This is a genomic window from Sphingobium sp. MP9-4, assembly GCF_005281675.1.
Taxonomy (GTDB): domain Bacteria; phylum Pseudomonadota; class Alphaproteobacteria; order Sphingomonadales; family Sphingomonadaceae; genus Sphingobium; species Sphingobium yanoikuyae.
In genome coordinates, this window is the sequence record NZ_LUFI01000047.1 from 14359 (window position 1) to 29164 (window position 14806).

A 14806-nucleotide genomic window follows, 5' to 3' on the forward strand; every position below is an offset into this window, starting at 1 on the left:
ACCGAGATAATGGCAAAGGTCGAAATCTATACCAAGGACTGGTGCGGCTATTGCGCGCGGGCCAAGGCACTGCTGGAGGGCAAGGGTGTTGCCTTCGAGGAATATGACATCTCGCTGGGCGGCCCCAGGCGCGAGGAAATGCTGGAGCGGGCGCCCGGACGCACCACCGTGCCGCAAATCTTCATCGACGGCCAGCATATCGGCGGCAGCGACGATCTCGCCGCGCTGAACCGCGAGGGCAAGCTCGACCCGCTGCTGGGGCTGTAGGGCCGATGCGCGCCGCGATTCTTCAGATGACGACCGGGATCGACCCGGCCGCCAATGCCGCCGCGATTGAGGAGGCGGCGGCGCGCGCCAAGGGCGAGGGGGCGGACATGCTCTTCACCCCGGAAATGGCGGGCTATCTGGACCGCGATCGCAAGCGCGCGGCGGAAACGCTGCGCGGCGAGGCGGACGATATCGTGCTAGCCGCGGTGCGCGAGGCGGCGGCGCGCGAGGGGCTGTGGGTCCATATCGGGTCGCTGCCGCTGAAAGAGGCACGCAGCGACGGGCGCTGGGCCAATCGCAGCTTCATGATCGACGATCAGGGCGAAATACGGGCGCGCTACGACAAGATCCATCTGTTCGACGTCGACCTGGCATCGGGCGAAAGCTGGCGCGAATCCTCGGTCTATGGGCCGGGGGAAAGCGTGGTGGCGGTCGATACGCCCTGGGCACGGATGGGCTTTTCCATCTGCTACGACATGCGCTTTCCCGATCTCTATCGGGCGCTGACCAATGCCGGGGCGACAGTGCTGCTGGCACCGGCCGCCTTCACCGTGTCCACGGGCCAGGCGCACTGGCATGTGCTGCTGCGCGCCCGCGCGATCGAGGCGGGCTGTTTCCTGATCGCTGCCGCGCAGGCGGGCGCGCATCAGGACGGGCGCACCACCTATGGCCATAGCCTGGTGGTCGATCCGTGGGGCGATGTGCTGCTGGACATGGGCGAGGGCGCGGGGCTGGCCCTTGCCGATCTTGACCTGACCCGCGTAGAGGCGGTGCGCGGGCGGGTGCCCGCCATCGCCAATCGGCGCGTGATACCGCAGGATGTTGAGATCAGGTGATCGTTTTCGACCTTAAGTGCGAGGGCCAGGGCCATGTGTTCGAGGCCTGGTTCGGCTCCAGCGCAGACTATGCGGACCAGAAGGAACGGGGCCTGCTCGCCTGTCCGCTGTGCGGCGATACGCGTGTCGGCAAGGCGCTGATGGCGCCGGCGGTGGCGGCCAAGGGCAACCAGCGGCGCGAGATCGTCCAGCAGCAGCCGGCGGCCGAAGCGGAGACGGCACCGGTGGCGGCCGGGCCGGACGAGGCGAAGATGCGCGCGCTGGTCGAGGCGCTGGCGGACGCGCAGAAGAAGGTGCTGGAAGGCTCGACCTGGGTCGGGCGCGGCTTTGCCGAGCAGGCGCGGGCCATGCATTATGGCGAGCAGGACAAGGGCAGCATCCATGGCGAGGTCGCCCCGGCCGAGGCCAAGGCGCTGGCCGAGGAAGGCATCAATGTCGCGCAACTGCCCTTTCCGGTGATTCCGCCCGAAGCGAAGAATTGACCGCGCGCGCCGCGCATAATAGAGCCGGCGCTGCGTGCACCCGTAGCTCAGCAGGATAGAGCATCAGATTCCTAATCTGAGGGCCATGGGTTCGAATCCCGTCGGGTGCGCCATTTCGGTTCAAAGGCACGAACGCCTAGCACCGCCGCCTCTACGCCAGAGGCGGCGGTTAGGGTTCGGAGCAGCTCGCTCCGCAGCCCACGGATGCGGACCTCATTCCGATTGACGACTTCCACGCGCTGCGCGACGGCGCGAACCTGGTCGCGGGCGAATGTCCCGTCGCCGTTGCGCAACTTCTTGCGCAGGGCCGCCGCAAACGCGCGCAGGCTTTCCGGCGTGATCGCCGGACCGATCTTCACGATATGGGCGAGGGCGCGCTCCGAATCGCCCTTGGCTTGATCCCGCGTCGCGGTCAGCTCGCCGATGCGATCCTTGAGCGATGGGTCGCTCACGTCGATGACGCCGTTCTCGATCGCATCATAGAGGCGCTTGAGCTTCGCTTCCGCCTCGGTCGCACGCCGTTCGAGATCGACGACATGCTCGCGGCGCTGGTTCACCCACTCGTCGCGCCGTTCGAGGATCTGATCCATCAGAACTTCGAGCCGCGCCGGGTCGAGCAGCCGGGCTTCGAGATGACCGACCACGGCCTCGTTGAGCCGGTCCATCGGCACGGTGATACCGGGACAGCCGGTCGCACCCTGCCGCGCCTTCGTCGAGCAAGTGTAATAGCGATACTCCCGCCCGACGCTGCTGGTGCCGGTGCGCAGCGTCATCGCGCCGCCGCAGCACGCGCAGAAGCAGATGCCGGTGAGCAGCGTCGGGCCGCCCACGGCCATCGGCGGCATCATCTTCGGGCTGCGCGCCTTGAGCGAACGCTGGACGGCCTCGAACTCGGCTTCCGAAACGATCGCCGGCACTTCCATGACGGCGTGCTCGCTCTCCGGCTTCGGCGTCTTCGTTTTGTGATCACGGGTGTTGAAGCGGTGCTGGCCGATATAGGTCGTGCGGGTGAGCACCTGATGCACCGCGCCCAAGCCCCAACGCCCGCCGTCGCGGGTGCGGATGTTGTTCTCGTTGAGCCATGTGGCGATCGACTTGAGACCCATCGGGCCGCGGTTATCGACGCCATTGAGCGCCATGCGGTAGATACGCCGCACCGTCTCGGCTTGGAGCGGATCGACCTCTAGCTTCTTCTTGATCTTTGCGCCGCGCTCCCCGGCCGCAACGACGCGATAGCCGATGGGCGCGCGAGCGCCGTTCCAGAAACCTTGCCGGGCGTTTTCCTTCATCGCCCGCAACGTGTGCTTGCCGTTCTCCTTCGACTGATACTCATCGAACAGCGTCATGATCTGACGCATCATCACGCTCATCGGATCGTCGCCCAAATCCTGCGTGATGGAGATCAGCCGAACGCCGTTCTTCGCCAGCTTGCGAACGTAGAACTCGAACTGAAACTGGTCGCGGAAGAACCGCGAGAAGCTGTGGACGAGGATGACGTTGAACGGCGACGGCTTCTGCATCGCGGCGTCGATCATCGCCTGGAAAGCGGGGCGACGATCATCGGTCGCCGTGTTGCCCGGCTCGACGAACTCCGCCGCCACCTCCCAGCCGCGCGACAGGCAATAGCCTTCGATCTGGCGGCGCTGGTCGGGGATCGACAGATCGCTATCGGCTTGGCGGCCGGTGGAGACGCGCAGGTAGAGCGCCGCGCGGGCGGTCGCGGCGACCGGCGCCTCATGATCATCCTGTCGCAACGCGGCGCTGGTCATGATGCTTCACTCCTCACTTCACGGCAGCGGTCCGAACATCTTGTCCAGCTCTTGCCGCATGTGGCCTTCGATCGCGCGCAGCTCGGCGTCGCCGATGGGAACTTGCTCCGGCCAATCGTCGGTGACGACGATTGGTCCATCATCCTTGCGCGACCCGCGCGAAGCGCGGCGCGGTGCGACCCGGTTGGTGTAGTCGTGCAGGTCATCCGGGCACTCGGCCCAGCGTTGAGGCGTGCGGCGACGGACTTTGCGAGGAAGGGCCATCCCGCCAAGCTGCCTCGCCGCTGCGCCTCGCACAAAGGCTCCATCCCCGCGTAGCGCAGATAGGGATGTGCGGCGGCGGGCGTCATGTTTTGCCCCACGGATCGACGACCGTGATCCCGCACTCGGCGAAGTCACGCACATTGCGAGTCGCCAGCCGCGCGCCGCGCGAGCGCACGATGGCGGCAATCTGCGCGTCAATCTGGCTGATCGGCTTGCCGCCCTGTTTCCGCCCGGCGGCAATCTCGGGATAGGCGCTGGCCGCGTCGGTATCGAACGGCAAGACACGCCCGGCCAGATCGACCTCGAACATCGGACGCGCGGCCGCCAGCAGGTCATCGCGGCGGCGTCCCTCGGGAAGCAGCGCCAGCCCGTAGAAGATTTCCGCCTGCGTCAACGTAGTCGTGAACACGCCCGCCATAGGCTGATCGGCGATCCACGCCATGACTTGCGGGTCAGGCTCGCGTCGCATCATCTCGGAAATGACGTTGGTGTCGAGGACGATCATTCGCCGAAGTCCACGGGCAGCCGGATCGCCTCGCGCGGAACGTCAGGCAGATCGACGCCGCCCAGCTCGCCGAAGCGCTCGTTGATGGCCTGGCCCAGATTGCGAGGGCGCGGGATTTCGGTCGAGAGCGCCGAGCGCAAGATGTCGCGGGCTTCATCCTCCATAGAACGGCCGTGCATTGCAGCGCGCAGCCTCAGCCGATTTTTGATCGCATCGTCGATGTTTCGAATCGTCATAACCGCCATGCGCGCCTCCATAAGTCAATGACTGCATATTAGTCGATGGTGATGAAAATTGCAAGATCAGGGTTGGCGCCTCCCGGCGGGACCGCCGCCCTATCTCCGCTGCGCTTCGACCGAGCCCCTGACGGGTCTCGTCCCATGCGGGTGACGACCGGACTGGCGTACGGCGCTCTGGCGCCCGTCGGTCAATCCGCGGCGCGGATTGCGATTCTTCCTGCTGCGGAGATCGGGCCAGGGCGTTCGCCGGCCCGATTGCATTGTTGGTCGTTGCACTCCCGATATGGGGTGGGCGACGCTTCCCTTTAGGCCCGCCGCGCCGGGCCGCAACGCGCGCAGGCGCGCTTACCTCCTCTACGTTCCGGTCCTGCGGATGCTGCCCGGCTCCGCCGGCGGGCCTGCCGGTCGCTTCTTCGCCGCCCACCCCATTCCGGGGTGAGTGTGGTTTTACGGAGAAGTGTGATGAACGCTGTTACTCAAACCGCAGCCGCCGAGCCTGTGTCGGGCATCGAGATTTTCGTGCCGCTCGCCAAGCTCAAGAAGTCCCCGCGCAATGCCCGCAAGGTGCCGCATGGGGAAGCCGCTATCGAGGCGCTGGCCGCTTCGATCCAGCACAAGGGGCTGATCCAGAACCTTGTCGTGGAGCCGGAAACCAAGGAGGACGGGACGCCGACCGGCTATTATCTCGTCACCGCTGGCGAAGGCCGCAGGCTGGCGATGCTGCTGCGCGCAAAGCGTAAGCAGATCAAGAAGTCCGAGCCGGTGCGCTGCTGGCTCGATACCGCCAACGACCCGTCCGAGATCAGTCTGGACGAGAATGTGACCCGGACCAATATGCACCCCGCCGACGAGTTCGAGCGGTTCCGCGAGTTGGCGGACGGCAAGGGTTGGGGCGCGGAGGAAATCGGCGCGCGGTTCGGCAAGACGGCGGCAGTGGTGAAGCAGCGGCTTCGCCTCGGCGCGGTCAGTCCCAAGCTGTTGCAGGTCTATCGAGAGGACGGGCTTACGCTGGACCAGCTTATGGCCTTCGCCATCACCGAGGACCATGACCGGCAGGAGCAGGTGTTCGCCAACCTGCATCACAACCGCGAACCGTGGATCATCCGGCGAGACATGACCGCGAGCAATGTGCCTGCCGATGATCGCCGCGCGGTGTTCGTCGGGGCCGACGCCTATATCGAGGCGGGCGGCCATATCATCCGCGACCTGTTCAGCGAAGACCGAGGCGGGTTCTTCGAGGATGCGGGCTTGCTCGATATTCTTGCCGCCGAGAAGCTGCGGGAGGTTGCCGAGCAAGTGCAGGCCGAGGGGTGGAAATGGGCCGAGGCGCATATCGACTATCCCCACGCCCACGGGATGCGGCGTTTCTATCCGCAGTCCGTTTCCCTGTCCGACGAGGACGAGGCGCGGCTGGAGGCGCTGTCCACCGAGCATGACGAGCTTGCCGAAGGCTATTCGTCCTATGACGAAATGCCCGAGGACGTGGCGGCAAAGCTGGAGGCGGTGTCCGACGAGATCGACGCCATTTCCGAGAAGCGTTCCGCCTACGACGCCAACGTGGTCGCGCATGGCGGCGCGTTCGTCGTGCTTCACCATGACGGCAGTGTCAGGGTCGAGCGCGGTTTCGTTCGGGCCGAGGACGAGGCACTGGCGGACCCGCAGCCCGAGCCGAAGGCAGAGGGTGATGCGCCCGAACCGCAGGCCGGTCAGGACGAGCAACCGGAGGACGGCGACGAAGCGGTGCAGGAAAACGAGGAAGAGGACGAGGAGCCGGGCAAGCCCATTTCTGACAGCCTCACTCGCGACCTGTCCGCCTACCGGACGCTGGCGCTCCGCGTGGCGCTGGCCGAGCAGCCGGATACGGCGTTGATCGCGCTGGCCCACACGCTCACCGCGCAGTTGTTCTACAGCTATGCGGAGGCGGGTTGCCTTGAGGTCCGCCCGACCGTGACCCCCTTGGGAAGCCACGCGGACGGGATCGAGGATACCCCCTTGGCAGCGCGGTCGAGCGAGCAGCACGAGGCTTGGGCCGAACGGATGCCCCGCGACGTGACGGACCTGTGGGGCTTCATCGTCGGGCTAACGGACGAGAAGCGGATTGCGCTGCTGGCGCATTGCGCCGCTCGCACGGTCAACTCCCTGTGGCTGCCGTGGGATCGCAAGCCCCGTTCGCTACAAACCGCCGACCGGCTGGCGAGTGCGCTGGCGCTGGACGTGGCGAAGGACTGGACACCGACCGTGGACAGTTATCTTGGCCGCGTCACCAAGGCGCATATCGTCGAGGCAGTGGCCGAGGGCGTGTCCGAGGACGCCGCCCGCCGTCTCGCTGACATGAAGAAGCCGGACATGGCGCAAGCCGCCGAGCAGCTTCTGGCCGGGACTGGCTGGCTTCCCGCCGCGCTGCGGACACCGCAGCCGGAGGCGGACCAGCCCGCGTCCATCGAGGCCGAGGACGCCGAGGCGGTGGAGCAGGCGTGCGAAGCGGAGAATGGCGAAAGGTCCTACGCCATCGCCGCCGAGTAGCGGCACCGGGCCGGGGCCGCGCGAGCGGTCCCGGCCTTGCTCTCACCCAGAAAAATTCGGCCGCGCGCGGGCGCGCGGCCGACCTTGTTGTGTGTCACCTTGCGTCGAACCATCCTCGCCGATAGCCAGCTTGGCAAGCGGAACGAGGATACGGGGCAACGGTGGCAAAGGCGATCAATCTGTCGAACGGCAGGGCATGGAAGACCCAAAGCGCCGCCTTGGCTCATTTCAAGGTTATGCTGGCCCGCTATTCCGATGAGGAAGTGGTCGAAGACCGTGTCGACCATGACGACCTGATCGCCCTCCTCGAACGCTATGACGCCGTCATTGTCGATGGCCCCTCGAAGATAGGCAACGGAGTGGATTCTTTCTTCCGGCGCCGGAACACCGGCGACGGCTACTCGACACCCGGCTTTTGGGTGCGGCGCGTTGACGGCAGCGAGACGGATTTCAGCTATCTAGCGGCCGTTCGTGGAGCGCCGAAATCAAACGCCCAGGAGTTCTATGACGCCTGCCGGGCGGCGGTTGCGGCAGACTTGAAAGCCGCCAAAGCCCGACACTTCAAAACTTATGGAGATGAACTCGGTCGCGTCCCCTGCGAGCTGACCGACGAGCTTATCACTATCGAATCGGCCCATATCGACCACGCCTATCCGACGTTCGGCCAACTGGTTCTGAGCTTTCGCGCCGCGCGAGGATGGCAGCATGAAGTGCGCCCCGGCACCGTTACTGTCCCGGCAGACAGCCAAACCACGACGACATTCGTCGATCCGGCCGTTGTCGCCGCGTTCCGGCAATTCCATCATGGCGCCGCTATTCTGAGAATCGTGGCCCGGACCCGCAATCTGGCGATGTCGGCCGGGCAGCGCAGACCCAAAGTTCGCAGGCCGGTGGTTTTGACCTGAATCACCACTGACCTCGCGACGGAGCAGCTTATGGTTGTGCCATCCATAGTATAGTGGCGGACCAAGGGGGGATTCGGCGTGGTCCAGGCAATTCAACTACTGCGGAATATTGGCCAATTCGATTCGGTGAACGCTGGTGCTCAGATTCCGTTCGCGAAGCTCACGGTCGTCTATGGCGAAAATGGGCGCGGGAAGACGACGCTGACCGCCATCCTGCGCTCACTTGCGACCGGGGCCGCCGCGCCGATCACCGATCGGCATCGTCTCGGCGCCGCCAATCCCCCGCATGTGGTGATCGGCTTGGCCGCCGGGGCGCCCGCCGTCTTCCAGAACGGCGCCTGGTCCCGAACCGAGCCCAATGTCGCCGTCTTCGACGATGAGTTCGTGGCGCAGAACGTGTGTTCGGGCATCGAGGTTATTCCCGGCAATCGCCAGAACCTGCATGAGCTGATTGTCGGGAGCCAGGGTGTCGCGTTGAACGCCGCCGTGCAAACGCATGTCGATCGGATCGAGCAGCACAACCGCGATCTCCGCGCCAAGGCCGAAGCGATCCCCGCCGCGCGGCGCGGCGGGCTCGATGCCGAAGCATTCTGCGCGTTGCAGCCGATCCCCGACCTCGACCGGGAATTGGCCGACGCAGAAAAGCGCTTGGCCGCCGCGCGGTCGTCCGAGGCCGTCGCGGCGGCGGCGATATTCCCAGCGCTCTCCCTGCCGGCCTTCGACCTCGACGCCCTAGACGGGCTTCTCGGCCGAGATTTGCCGGGTCTGGAAGAGGCGGCGGCCGAGCGGGTGCAGGCCCATATCGCGCTGCTTGCCCGTGGCGGCGAGCGCTGGATTGGCGAAGGGCTGACGCACGCCGACCATGCCGCGGCAGCAGGCGCGGCCATCTGTCCGTTCTGCGCCCAGGATCTCGCCGGCTCCCCTGTGATCGGGCACTACCGCGCTTATTTCGGAGACGCCTACAACGACTTGAAGCGCGACATCGCCAACACCATCCATGCCCTCACGACCACCCATTCCGGCGACGTGCCCGCCGCCTTCGAGCGTACCGTGCGCGAGGCGATCGAACGCCGCGAGTTTTGGCAGGCATTCACCGAAGTTCCCGCCATCCAGATCGACACTGCGGAAATTGCGCGTGCCTGGAAAGCCGCCCGCGACGGCATCATGGAGCGTTTGAAAGCCAAGCAGGCCGCCCCGCTGGAGCCCTTGGTGCTCGGCGACGACGTGCGCGCCGCCGCCGCGACGTATGAGGAACAGCGGTTTGGCCTTGACCGCGTCGCTGCGATCTTGGTGCAGGCGAACGAGGCTCTGGCGCTCGTCAAGGAAGAAGCGCGGGCGGCCAACGTCGCCGCGCTGGCTGCCGATCTAACGCGGCTTCGCGCCGTCGAGGCCCGACATCAGCCGGACATGGCGGCGCTCTGCACCGCCTATGTTGACGAGCGCGATGAGAAGGGCCGGACCGAGACCGCGCGGGACCAAGCCCGCGAGGCGCTGAACCAATATCGTCAGAACGTCTTCCCGGCCTACCAAGACGCGGTGAACGACTACCTGCGTCGTTTCAACGCCGGCTTTCGCTTGGGCAACGTCGCTCCCGTGAACAATCGCGGCGGATCGGCCGCCAACTACAACGTGCTCATCAACAATATCGCCGTGGGGCTTAACGCCGCCGAGGGACCGAGTTTCCGGACTGCGCTGAGTGCGGGCGATCGCAACACCTTGGCGCTCGCCTTCTTCTTCGCCACGCTCGAACGTGACCAGGCGCTCGCGCAGAAGATTGTCGTGATCGATGATCCCATGAGCAGCCTTGATGAGCACCGCACCCTGCACACTGTGCAAGAGATTCACCGCCTCGCGGGCGCTGTGGGGCAGGTTATCGTCCTCTCGCACTCGAAGCCGTTCATTCTCAATGTCTGGGAAAAGTGTGGCGCGCTCCCGCGCGCCTCACTCCAGGTCGTGCGCGCGCAGCAAGGCTCTACGCTGGTGGGCTGGGACGTCACTGGCGACATGATTACGCTGCACGACAAGAGGCACGCCGATGCGCTCGCTTATCTCCAGGCGGCGGACCCGGCCGCCGAGCGCAAAATTGCGGAGTCGCTTCGCCCGATGCTCGAAACCTTTGTCCGCGTTGCCTTTCCAGCGCAGTTCAGGCCCGGCGGAAAGCTGGGTCAGTTCGCCGATATTTGCCGTCAGCGGATCGGTAGCGCAGATGAAGTGATGGGGCCGATCGACACCGCTGAATTGAGAGCGTTGCTAGACTTCGGCAACCGATATCACCATGACGAAAATCCAGCCTATCAGACAGAGGCCATCAACGACCGTGAACTCGCGGATTTCACGCGACGGACGCTGGCCTTCGCATCGCGTCCGCGACAATGACGCACTCCCGCGTCCTTAATGCGCCTGCGGTCGCAAATGTCGCCGGCAAGTGGGCGCCGACGTCGTGAAATGGCGTTTGAGGTACTAGGTCGCTTGCTGTGGATTTGAGGTGAGTGCAGCGTCGTCGCCATAACTTATCCTCGCGCCAGCCACGATCGCGCGGCCTCTCGATTGGCTTGATCTAACCGGGGCCGGCTTCGCCTCGCTCGGCCTGGCGCAACGCCGCCGCGCGGCTTTTTTCCGCCGCCTTCGGCTTTGCATCGCGAAGCAAAAAAGCCGCGCGTCGCCATCCTCCGCTGTGCTCCGGCCGCAAGCGGTGCGCGTCCGATCGTCCCCGATTCACCGATCGCCATCGAGGCCGCGGCGGTCGTGGCTCGAAAACGAAAGGAACTTCGACATGGCGACCATCGGCACTTTCACTCAGGCAGGCAACGGCTCCTTCACCGGAACCATCAAGACTCTGACCCTCAACGCGAAGGCGACCCTCCGGCCGGTCGACAAGGAGAGCGACAAGGCGCCCGACTACCGTCTCGCAGTCGGCTCCGTCGAGTGCGGCGCGGGATGGAAGAAGACCAGCCGCGAAGGCCGCGATTACATCTCGGTCAAGCTGGACGATCCGACCTTCCCGGCTCCGATCTACGCCACCCTGTCCGAAACCGACACCGTCGGCGAATACGCGCTCATCTGGTCCCGCTGACCCGACGCGGCGCCCCCGCTCCACCGGAGCGGGGGCGCCTCTCGCGTTGGAGGGGGCGACTAGCCGGACAGTGAGTCAAACAGAGGCAGAGGCATCGGGCCGCGCTCTGGCAGCGCGCCGGCGTCATAGGGTGCGATCGTCACCCATTCGACCTGCCAGTCCAGCGTCAGCACACCGGGACCGACATGCGAGATCCCCGCACCGTCGACCACGACCCGGAAATCGAAGCGATCCTCCTCGGCTCCGAGGCGGCCTTCGATCAGCGAACCGTCGCTCGCCGCCAGCAGAAAGCGTTCCTCTGCCTCGTGATAGGGAACGCGCAGCGTCTTGGTGATGTCGCCCGCGACAGCGATGCGCTGGCCCGGCTGTCCTTTGATCGTGATACTCATACCGACTCCTTGCTTCCGGTTTGGATCAAAACAGGAACAAATGGCAAGGATTGTTTGTGGGCGCCGCAGGGCGGCGCGGCGCTTGGGGCCAGCCCCCGGCGCACTTCAAGCGGCTTCCGCCCAGCTTCCCTCGCTTCGCTCAGTGCAGCCGGTTCCCCGCGAAGCCGCCTTCCGTTTGCACCCCCGGTCTCGCCGACGGGCAGGGTTTCAGCGCGGCGCTCCGCTGCGCGGAAACCCAAGCCCAAGGAGGCCCAAATGCACTACCAGCTTGCCACCCGGTTCGGCCGGAACGCCCATCAGATCAGCGGCCGGGAGCCACTCGACAACGAGGCGCTGTATCGGCACGTCCCGTCCATCTTCGCCCGCGAGGCGCACGACAGCCGTTCGGATCGCTACGTCTACGTCCCCACCATCGACATCGTAGATGGGCTTCGCCGGGAGGGATGGTCGCCGTTCTTCGCCGTCCAGTCGGTCCCCCGCGACGGCAGCCGACACGGTCACGCCAAGCATATGCTCCGCCTGCGCCGTGATGACGGCATCGGCAAGCCGGAGGCTGCCGAAGTCATCATCGTCAACAGCCATGACGGGACCAGCGCCTATCAGATGTTCGCCGGGATGCTGCGGTTCGTCTGCACCAACAGCATGATCGCGGGTGAGCGGTTCGAGGAAGTCCGCGTGCCGCACAAGGGCAACATCGAGCACGACATTATTGAGGGCGTGTTCACCGTCGCCGAGGATTTCCCCCGGCTGATTGACGCTAGCGAGTCGATGAAGTCCATCCAGCTTTCCGAAGACGAGCGACGGTTGCTCGGCGAGGTCAGCCTTGTCGCCCGCTATGACGAGGACGAAAGCCCGGTTCGGCCCGAGCAGATCATCGAGCCGCGCCGCCGTGAGGATGTGGACCGCAGCCTGTGGACCACGTTCAACGTCATTCAGGAGAATGTGGTTCGTGGCGGGTTGCAGGGCCGCAAGCGTAATGCCGAGGGCCGTATCCGCCGGGCGCAGACCCGCGCCATCAACGGTATCGATCAGAATGTGACCCTCAATCGCGCGCTCTGGACGCTGGCCGAGGGAATGCAGCGCCTGAAGGCCGCCTGACCCATCCACGCCGCAGGGCCGGGCTTCCGCCCCTGCGGTTTCGCCATTTTCGCGCCGATCCGCTGCCCCGGATCGGCGGCGGCCGCGCGTCCCAGAGGTCCGCGCGGCCGCAGGGGCGCGCGGCCGCAGGGGCGCGCGGCTCGCGCTGGGTAGCAAAAACGGCTGCGCTGCTCTATGAAGCGGGCGGGCCGCTACGCGGTGGCCTGGGGCGTGGAAACCCCTGAATATTCGGTTGGGCGTCGGCCGTGACGACGCCGCCATCCTTGACCACATGGTCGGGGAGCCTGTGACGTATACAACAGGCTTCCGGGCTAAAGGTCATAGGGACCGAGATATTCCGGTTTTCCAACTCCCCGGCTACGGGTCAGGAGCTGTTTGCGGGGGCGCACCGCAAACCAGCAGCCCCACGAGCAGTTGTTGAGCAATGCGGAATCCGCATGAAGTCATGCCGAACAAGCGCATCGAAAATGCGGGGTGAATGTCCCATTGGTTAACGCGGGCGAGAAGTTGGGGGCATCATGGTCAAGATGGGATTCGATGATTTCGCGCCCAAATCGCAGCAGCTCACCGCTTATGACGAAGGTCATTTAGTGGACTATCTTCGCTTGCTCGATGCCGACGCCGATGGGGCCGATTGGCGCGAGGCTGCGGGAGTAATCTTCGGCATCAACGTAGCGTCCGAACCGGATCGCGCTAAGACGATGCACGACACCCATTTGGCCCGAGCGCGCTGGATGACCGAGGTCGGTTATGCTCATCTTCTCGGCTGTCAGCGCCCGCTAAGTCGTTAAGATTCAACTCCAGTCTGGACCGATTTTGGAGGCAATCGCCCCGCCCACGCGGCATGATTGTGCGCGATCTTCGCCCTAGTGCATGTGAATGGCGACGGGGATGTTCGGTGTTCCGAAATCCGCGCAGGGCGCGGTAGGGAGGATGCAATGCCGACGCCGCCTGGGCGTCGCCAGTGGCGCGCCGGCGGACTGCCCGACGCCCTCGGGCGCGCCGATCTAGCCGCCGAGTTCCTGCGGCGAAACCGCACCTATCGCGCCGAACACACGCAGATGCAGCAGCGCATCGCGAGCGGCGCCGTCGCGCAGAGCGTCGCCGAGGCGGCCTTCGCGCGGCGATGGGGGTTATCCTTTCGCCACGGCCCCGGATGACCTTTCAGACCCGGTAAGCTGGCGCCCGGAACTGACCGCCGTCACGGTCATCCTCGACGCAGCACCAGAAGGATTCGACAGCGCTTCGCCGGTTGATCCGCGCACGCTCGGCGCGCTGCTCGCCGACCTGGCAGGGATTGACGGTCGCCATGTCATCATCGCCGATGCGGCCGGCGAGCATCGGCTGTGGCTCCGCGAGCCCTCACCGGGCAGGCCGCTCGCGGCAATCGTCCCGCTCGACAAGGATTTCATCACCCGCATCGCCAGCCTGCTGCGCTTCCACCGCCGCCTGCTCGGCCGAGCGGCGGGGCCATTGCCGCGCGGTTGGCCCCTGACCGCCTACCGGCTGGCGCGGCTCGATCTAATGCTTCGGGCGCTCGACCTGCGCGACGGCGGCGCGACTTACCGCCAGATCGCCGTCGAGCTAGGCCGCGAAGAAGCGGCACAGCTACCCGCAATCGAGTGGAAGGTTTCGGCAACTCGCTCGTTCGTGGTGCGGTTGGTGCGCGACGCAAAGGCGCTGGCCGGTGGCGATTACCGAAAACTACTCCGCATCAGATGATGCCGGAAATCCCCCCTGCATCACTCGGCGCGCTTAATCGTGGTGACTTTGTAGACTCGTCCGGCACTATCGTAGGTCGTCCACTCGCCGACTTGCTCACCGTCTCGGAAATGGCCGGATCGAAGCTTCGATCCATCTTTACGAAACCACTCCCAATATCCAGTGGGCTGCCCGTCTAGCGTCTGACCAACGGCCCAGATGCTACCATTCCTGTGACGCTTCTCGAAGGGTTCAATCTCAGCCATCCAAATAATCCGCGTTGGTGCTGCGCCTTTCAATTTTGACCGCGGCTACACTTCACGAGCTTCGTCGAGCCGGCGACAAATGTCGCGATAGGCATCGGCAATTAGGCGGGCAAGTGCAGCCTCATCAGGCATCCGGCTGGGTCGCAACTTGACGTGACGAATATGTTTTCCGGCCCCTTCGAGCAAGCTGGCGGGGTCATCGAGATCGGCACCGAAGAAGAATCCAATATTGGCGTGCTGCGCATAAGAGTCGACGTAGGCGAAGGCCACGTCTTCCAGACACACGGTAGGACGCCCGTCATGAATCAGGCTGCCCACCTCGTCGTCACAGGCACACAACCGAGCAAACCATGGGGCAAGTAAGCCGCGAAGCGCGTCGCCGTGGGAGAACCATGCCTCCACCTCGGGGTCATCTCGGCGCGCAGCCGGAAAGCAAAAGAGGCTGTCCATCCCGGCTTTTTTGCCAGTCTAGACATTACACGCCAAGCA

17 protein-coding genes and 1 tRNA gene are annotated in these 14806 nt (G+C 65.2%); 12 read left to right on the forward strand and 6 right to left on the reverse strand.

The window, feature by feature from the left end:
• Nucleotides 1-9 precede the first annotated feature (9 nt).
• From grxC to A0U87_RS15525, 4 genes are all read left to right on the forward strand, one after another.
• Nucleotides 10-267 carry a glutaredoxin 3 gene (gene grxC, locus A0U87_RS15510; RefSeq protein WP_017500202.1) on the forward strand — a complete coding sequence of 86 codons (258 nt, stop codon included), beginning with the start codon at nt 10-12 and terminating at the stop codon, nt 265-267.
• A 5-nt stretch (nt 268-272) separates the two neighbouring features.
• On the forward strand, nt 273-1103 hold the full coding sequence (locus tag A0U87_RS15515) for a carbon-nitrogen hydrolase family protein (RefSeq protein ID WP_048938292.1): 831 nt from the start codon (nt 273-275) through the stop codon (nt 1101-1103).
• Nucleotides 1100-1585 carry a DUF1178 family protein gene (locus tag A0U87_RS15520; RefSeq protein ID WP_048938293.1) on the forward strand — a complete coding sequence of 162 codons (486 nt, stop codon included), beginning with the start codon at nt 1100-1102 and terminating at the stop codon, nt 1583-1585. Before A0U87_RS15515 ends, A0U87_RS15520 begins: the two co-directional genes overlap by 4 nt.
• A gap of 36 nt (nt 1586-1621) precedes the next feature.
• Nucleotides 1622-1698, forward strand: a tRNA-Arg gene (locus A0U87_RS15525).
• Here the strand turns inward: A0U87_RS15525 and A0U87_RS15530 are convergent.
• The 3 genes from A0U87_RS15530 to A0U87_RS15540 form a co-directional block, all read right to left on the reverse strand.
• Nucleotides 1657-3354: a recombinase family protein gene (locus A0U87_RS15530; protein WP_137405678.1), complete on the reverse strand. Its 1698-nt coding sequence runs from the start codon at nt 3352-3354 to the stop codon at nt 1657-1659. The two genes, A0U87_RS15525 and A0U87_RS15530, sit on opposite strands and share 42 nt — an antisense overlap.
• A gap of 346 nt (nt 3355-3700) precedes the next feature.
• Complete coding sequence (locus A0U87_RS15535; protein WP_061937733.1) at nt 3701-4123, reverse strand: type II toxin-antitoxin system VapC family toxin; 423 nt, start codon at nt 4121-4123, stop codon at nt 3701-3703.
• Nucleotides 4120-4380 (reverse strand): hypothetical protein, encoded by a 261-nt coding sequence (locus A0U87_RS15540; RefSeq protein WP_061937730.1) that lies wholly within the window; start codon nt 4378-4380, stop codon nt 4120-4122. The genes A0U87_RS15535 and A0U87_RS15540 overlap by 4 nt, the downstream gene beginning before the upstream one ends.
• 444 nt (nt 4381-4824) lie before the next feature.
• Here A0U87_RS15540 and A0U87_RS15545 point away from each other — a divergent pair, with 444 nt between their 5' ends.
• From A0U87_RS15545 to A0U87_RS15560, 4 genes are all read left to right on the forward strand, one after another.
• Entirely contained in the window at nt 4825-6885 is a 2061-nt protein-coding gene (locus tag A0U87_RS15545; RefSeq protein WP_061937727.1) for a ParB/RepB/Spo0J family partition protein, read from the forward strand.
• A gap of 161 nt (nt 6886-7046) precedes the next feature.
• Nucleotides 7047-7790, forward strand: coding sequence for a DUF3223 domain-containing protein (locus tag A0U87_RS15550; RefSeq protein WP_061937724.1), 744 nt, complete (start codon nt 7047-7049; stop codon nt 7788-7790).
• 78 nt (nt 7791-7868) lie between these two features.
• Nucleotides 7869-10166: an AAA family ATPase gene (locus A0U87_RS15555; protein ID WP_137405676.1), complete on the forward strand. Its 2298-nt coding sequence runs from the start codon at nt 7869-7871 to the stop codon at nt 10164-10166.
• Nucleotides 10167-10563: 397 nt separating this feature from the next.
• Nucleotides 10564-10863, forward strand: a complete 300-nt coding sequence (locus A0U87_RS15560; protein WP_061937717.1) for a DUF736 domain-containing protein — start codon at nt 10564-10566, stop codon at nt 10861-10863.
• Between the two features lie 59 nt (nt 10864-10922).
• Here the strand turns inward: A0U87_RS15560 and A0U87_RS15565 are convergent, their stop codons facing one another.
• Complete coding sequence (locus A0U87_RS15565) at nt 10923-11252, reverse strand: hypothetical protein (protein WP_061937714.1); 330 nt, start codon at nt 11250-11252, stop codon at nt 10923-10925.
• Nucleotides 11253-11507: 255 nt separating this feature from the next.
• Here A0U87_RS15565 and A0U87_RS15570 point away from each other — a divergent pair, with 255 nt between their 5' ends.
• The 3 genes from A0U87_RS15570 (at nt 11508) to A0U87_RS15580 (ending at nt 13510) form a co-directional block, all read left to right on the forward strand.
• Nucleotides 11508-12350, forward strand: a complete 843-nt coding sequence (locus A0U87_RS15570) for a DUF932 domain-containing protein (protein ID WP_061937711.1) — start codon at nt 11508-11510, stop codon at nt 12348-12350.
• A gap of 518 nt (nt 12351-12868) precedes the next feature.
• Entirely contained in the window at nt 12869-13141 is a 273-nt protein-coding gene (locus A0U87_RS15575) for a DUF2285 domain-containing protein (protein WP_061937709.1), read from the forward strand.
• Between the two features lie 147 nt (nt 13142-13288).
• Nucleotides 13289-13510, forward strand: coding sequence for a DUF6499 domain-containing protein (locus A0U87_RS15580; RefSeq protein WP_061937705.1), 222 nt, complete (start codon nt 13289-13291; stop codon nt 13508-13510).
• A gap of 4 nt (nt 13511-13514) precedes the next feature.
• Here A0U87_RS15580 and A0U87_RS26230 read toward each other — a convergent pair whose 3' ends face one another.
• Complete coding sequence (locus tag A0U87_RS26230; protein ID WP_158298496.1) at nt 13515-13691, reverse strand: hypothetical protein; 177 nt, start codon at nt 13689-13691, stop codon at nt 13515-13517.
• 45 nt (nt 13692-13736) lie between these two features.
• On the opposite strand from A0U87_RS26230, the gene A0U87_RS15585 reads away from it, so the two are divergent.
• Nucleotides 13737-14072 carry a DUF2285 domain-containing protein gene (locus tag A0U87_RS15585; RefSeq protein ID WP_268873864.1) on the forward strand — a complete coding sequence of 112 codons (336 nt, stop codon included), beginning with the start codon at nt 13737-13739 and terminating at the stop codon, nt 14070-14072.
• A 290-nt stretch (nt 14073-14362) separates the two neighbouring features.
• Here the strand turns inward: A0U87_RS15585 and A0U87_RS15595 are convergent, their stop codons facing one another.
• Nucleotides 14363-14767 (reverse strand): DUF1801 domain-containing protein, encoded by a 405-nt coding sequence (locus A0U87_RS15595; RefSeq protein WP_061937699.1) that lies wholly within the window; start codon nt 14765-14767, stop codon nt 14363-14365.
• Nucleotides 14768-14806 lie beyond the last annotated feature (39 nt).

Bases quoted from the DNA above. Each gene is read 5' to 3' on its own strand.
- grxC (WP_017500202.1), top strand. From the start codon at position 10: ATGGCAAAGGTCGAAATCTATACCAAGGACTGGTGCGGCTATTGCGCG.
- A0U87_RS15515 (WP_048938292.1), top strand. From the start codon at position 273: ATGCGCGCCGCGATTCTTCAGATGACGACCGGGATCGACCCGGCCGCC.
- A0U87_RS15530 (WP_137405678.1), bottom strand. From the start codon at position 3,354: ATGACCAGCGCCGCGTTGCGACAGGATGATCATGAGGCGCCGGTCGCC.
- A0U87_RS15535 (WP_061937733.1), bottom strand. From the start codon at position 4,123: ATGATCGTCCTCGACACCAACGTCATTTCCGAGATGATGCGACGCGAG.
- A0U87_RS15540 (WP_061937730.1), bottom strand. From the start codon at position 4,380: ATGGAGGCGCGCATGGCGGTTATGACGATTCGAAACATCGACGATGCG.
- A0U87_RS15545 (WP_061937727.1), top strand. From the start codon at position 4,825: ATGAACGCTGTTACTCAAACCGCAGCCGCCGAGCCTGTGTCGGGCATC.
- A0U87_RS15560 (WP_061937717.1), top strand. From the start codon at position 10,564: ATGGCGACCATCGGCACTTTCACTCAGGCAGGCAACGGCTCCTTCACC.
- A0U87_RS15565 (WP_061937714.1), bottom strand. From the start codon at position 11,252: ATGAGTATCACGATCAAAGGACAGCCGGGCCAGCGCATCGCTGTCGCG.
- A0U87_RS15570 (WP_061937711.1), top strand. From the start codon at position 11,508: ATGCACTACCAGCTTGCCACCCGGTTCGGCCGGAACGCCCATCAGATC.
- A0U87_RS15575 (WP_061937709.1), top strand. From the start codon at position 12,869: ATGGTCAAGATGGGATTCGATGATTTCGCGCCCAAATCGCAGCAGCTC.
- A0U87_RS15580 (WP_061937705.1), top strand. From the start codon at position 13,289: ATGCCGACGCCGCCTGGGCGTCGCCAGTGGCGCGCCGGCGGACTGCCC.
- A0U87_RS26230 (WP_158298496.1), bottom strand. From the start codon at position 13,691: ATGCTCGCCGGCCGCATCGGCGATGATGACATGGCGACCGTCAATCCC.
- A0U87_RS15595 (WP_061937699.1), bottom strand. From the start codon at position 14,767: ATGGACAGCCTCTTTTGCTTTCCGGCTGCGCGCCGAGATGACCCCGAG.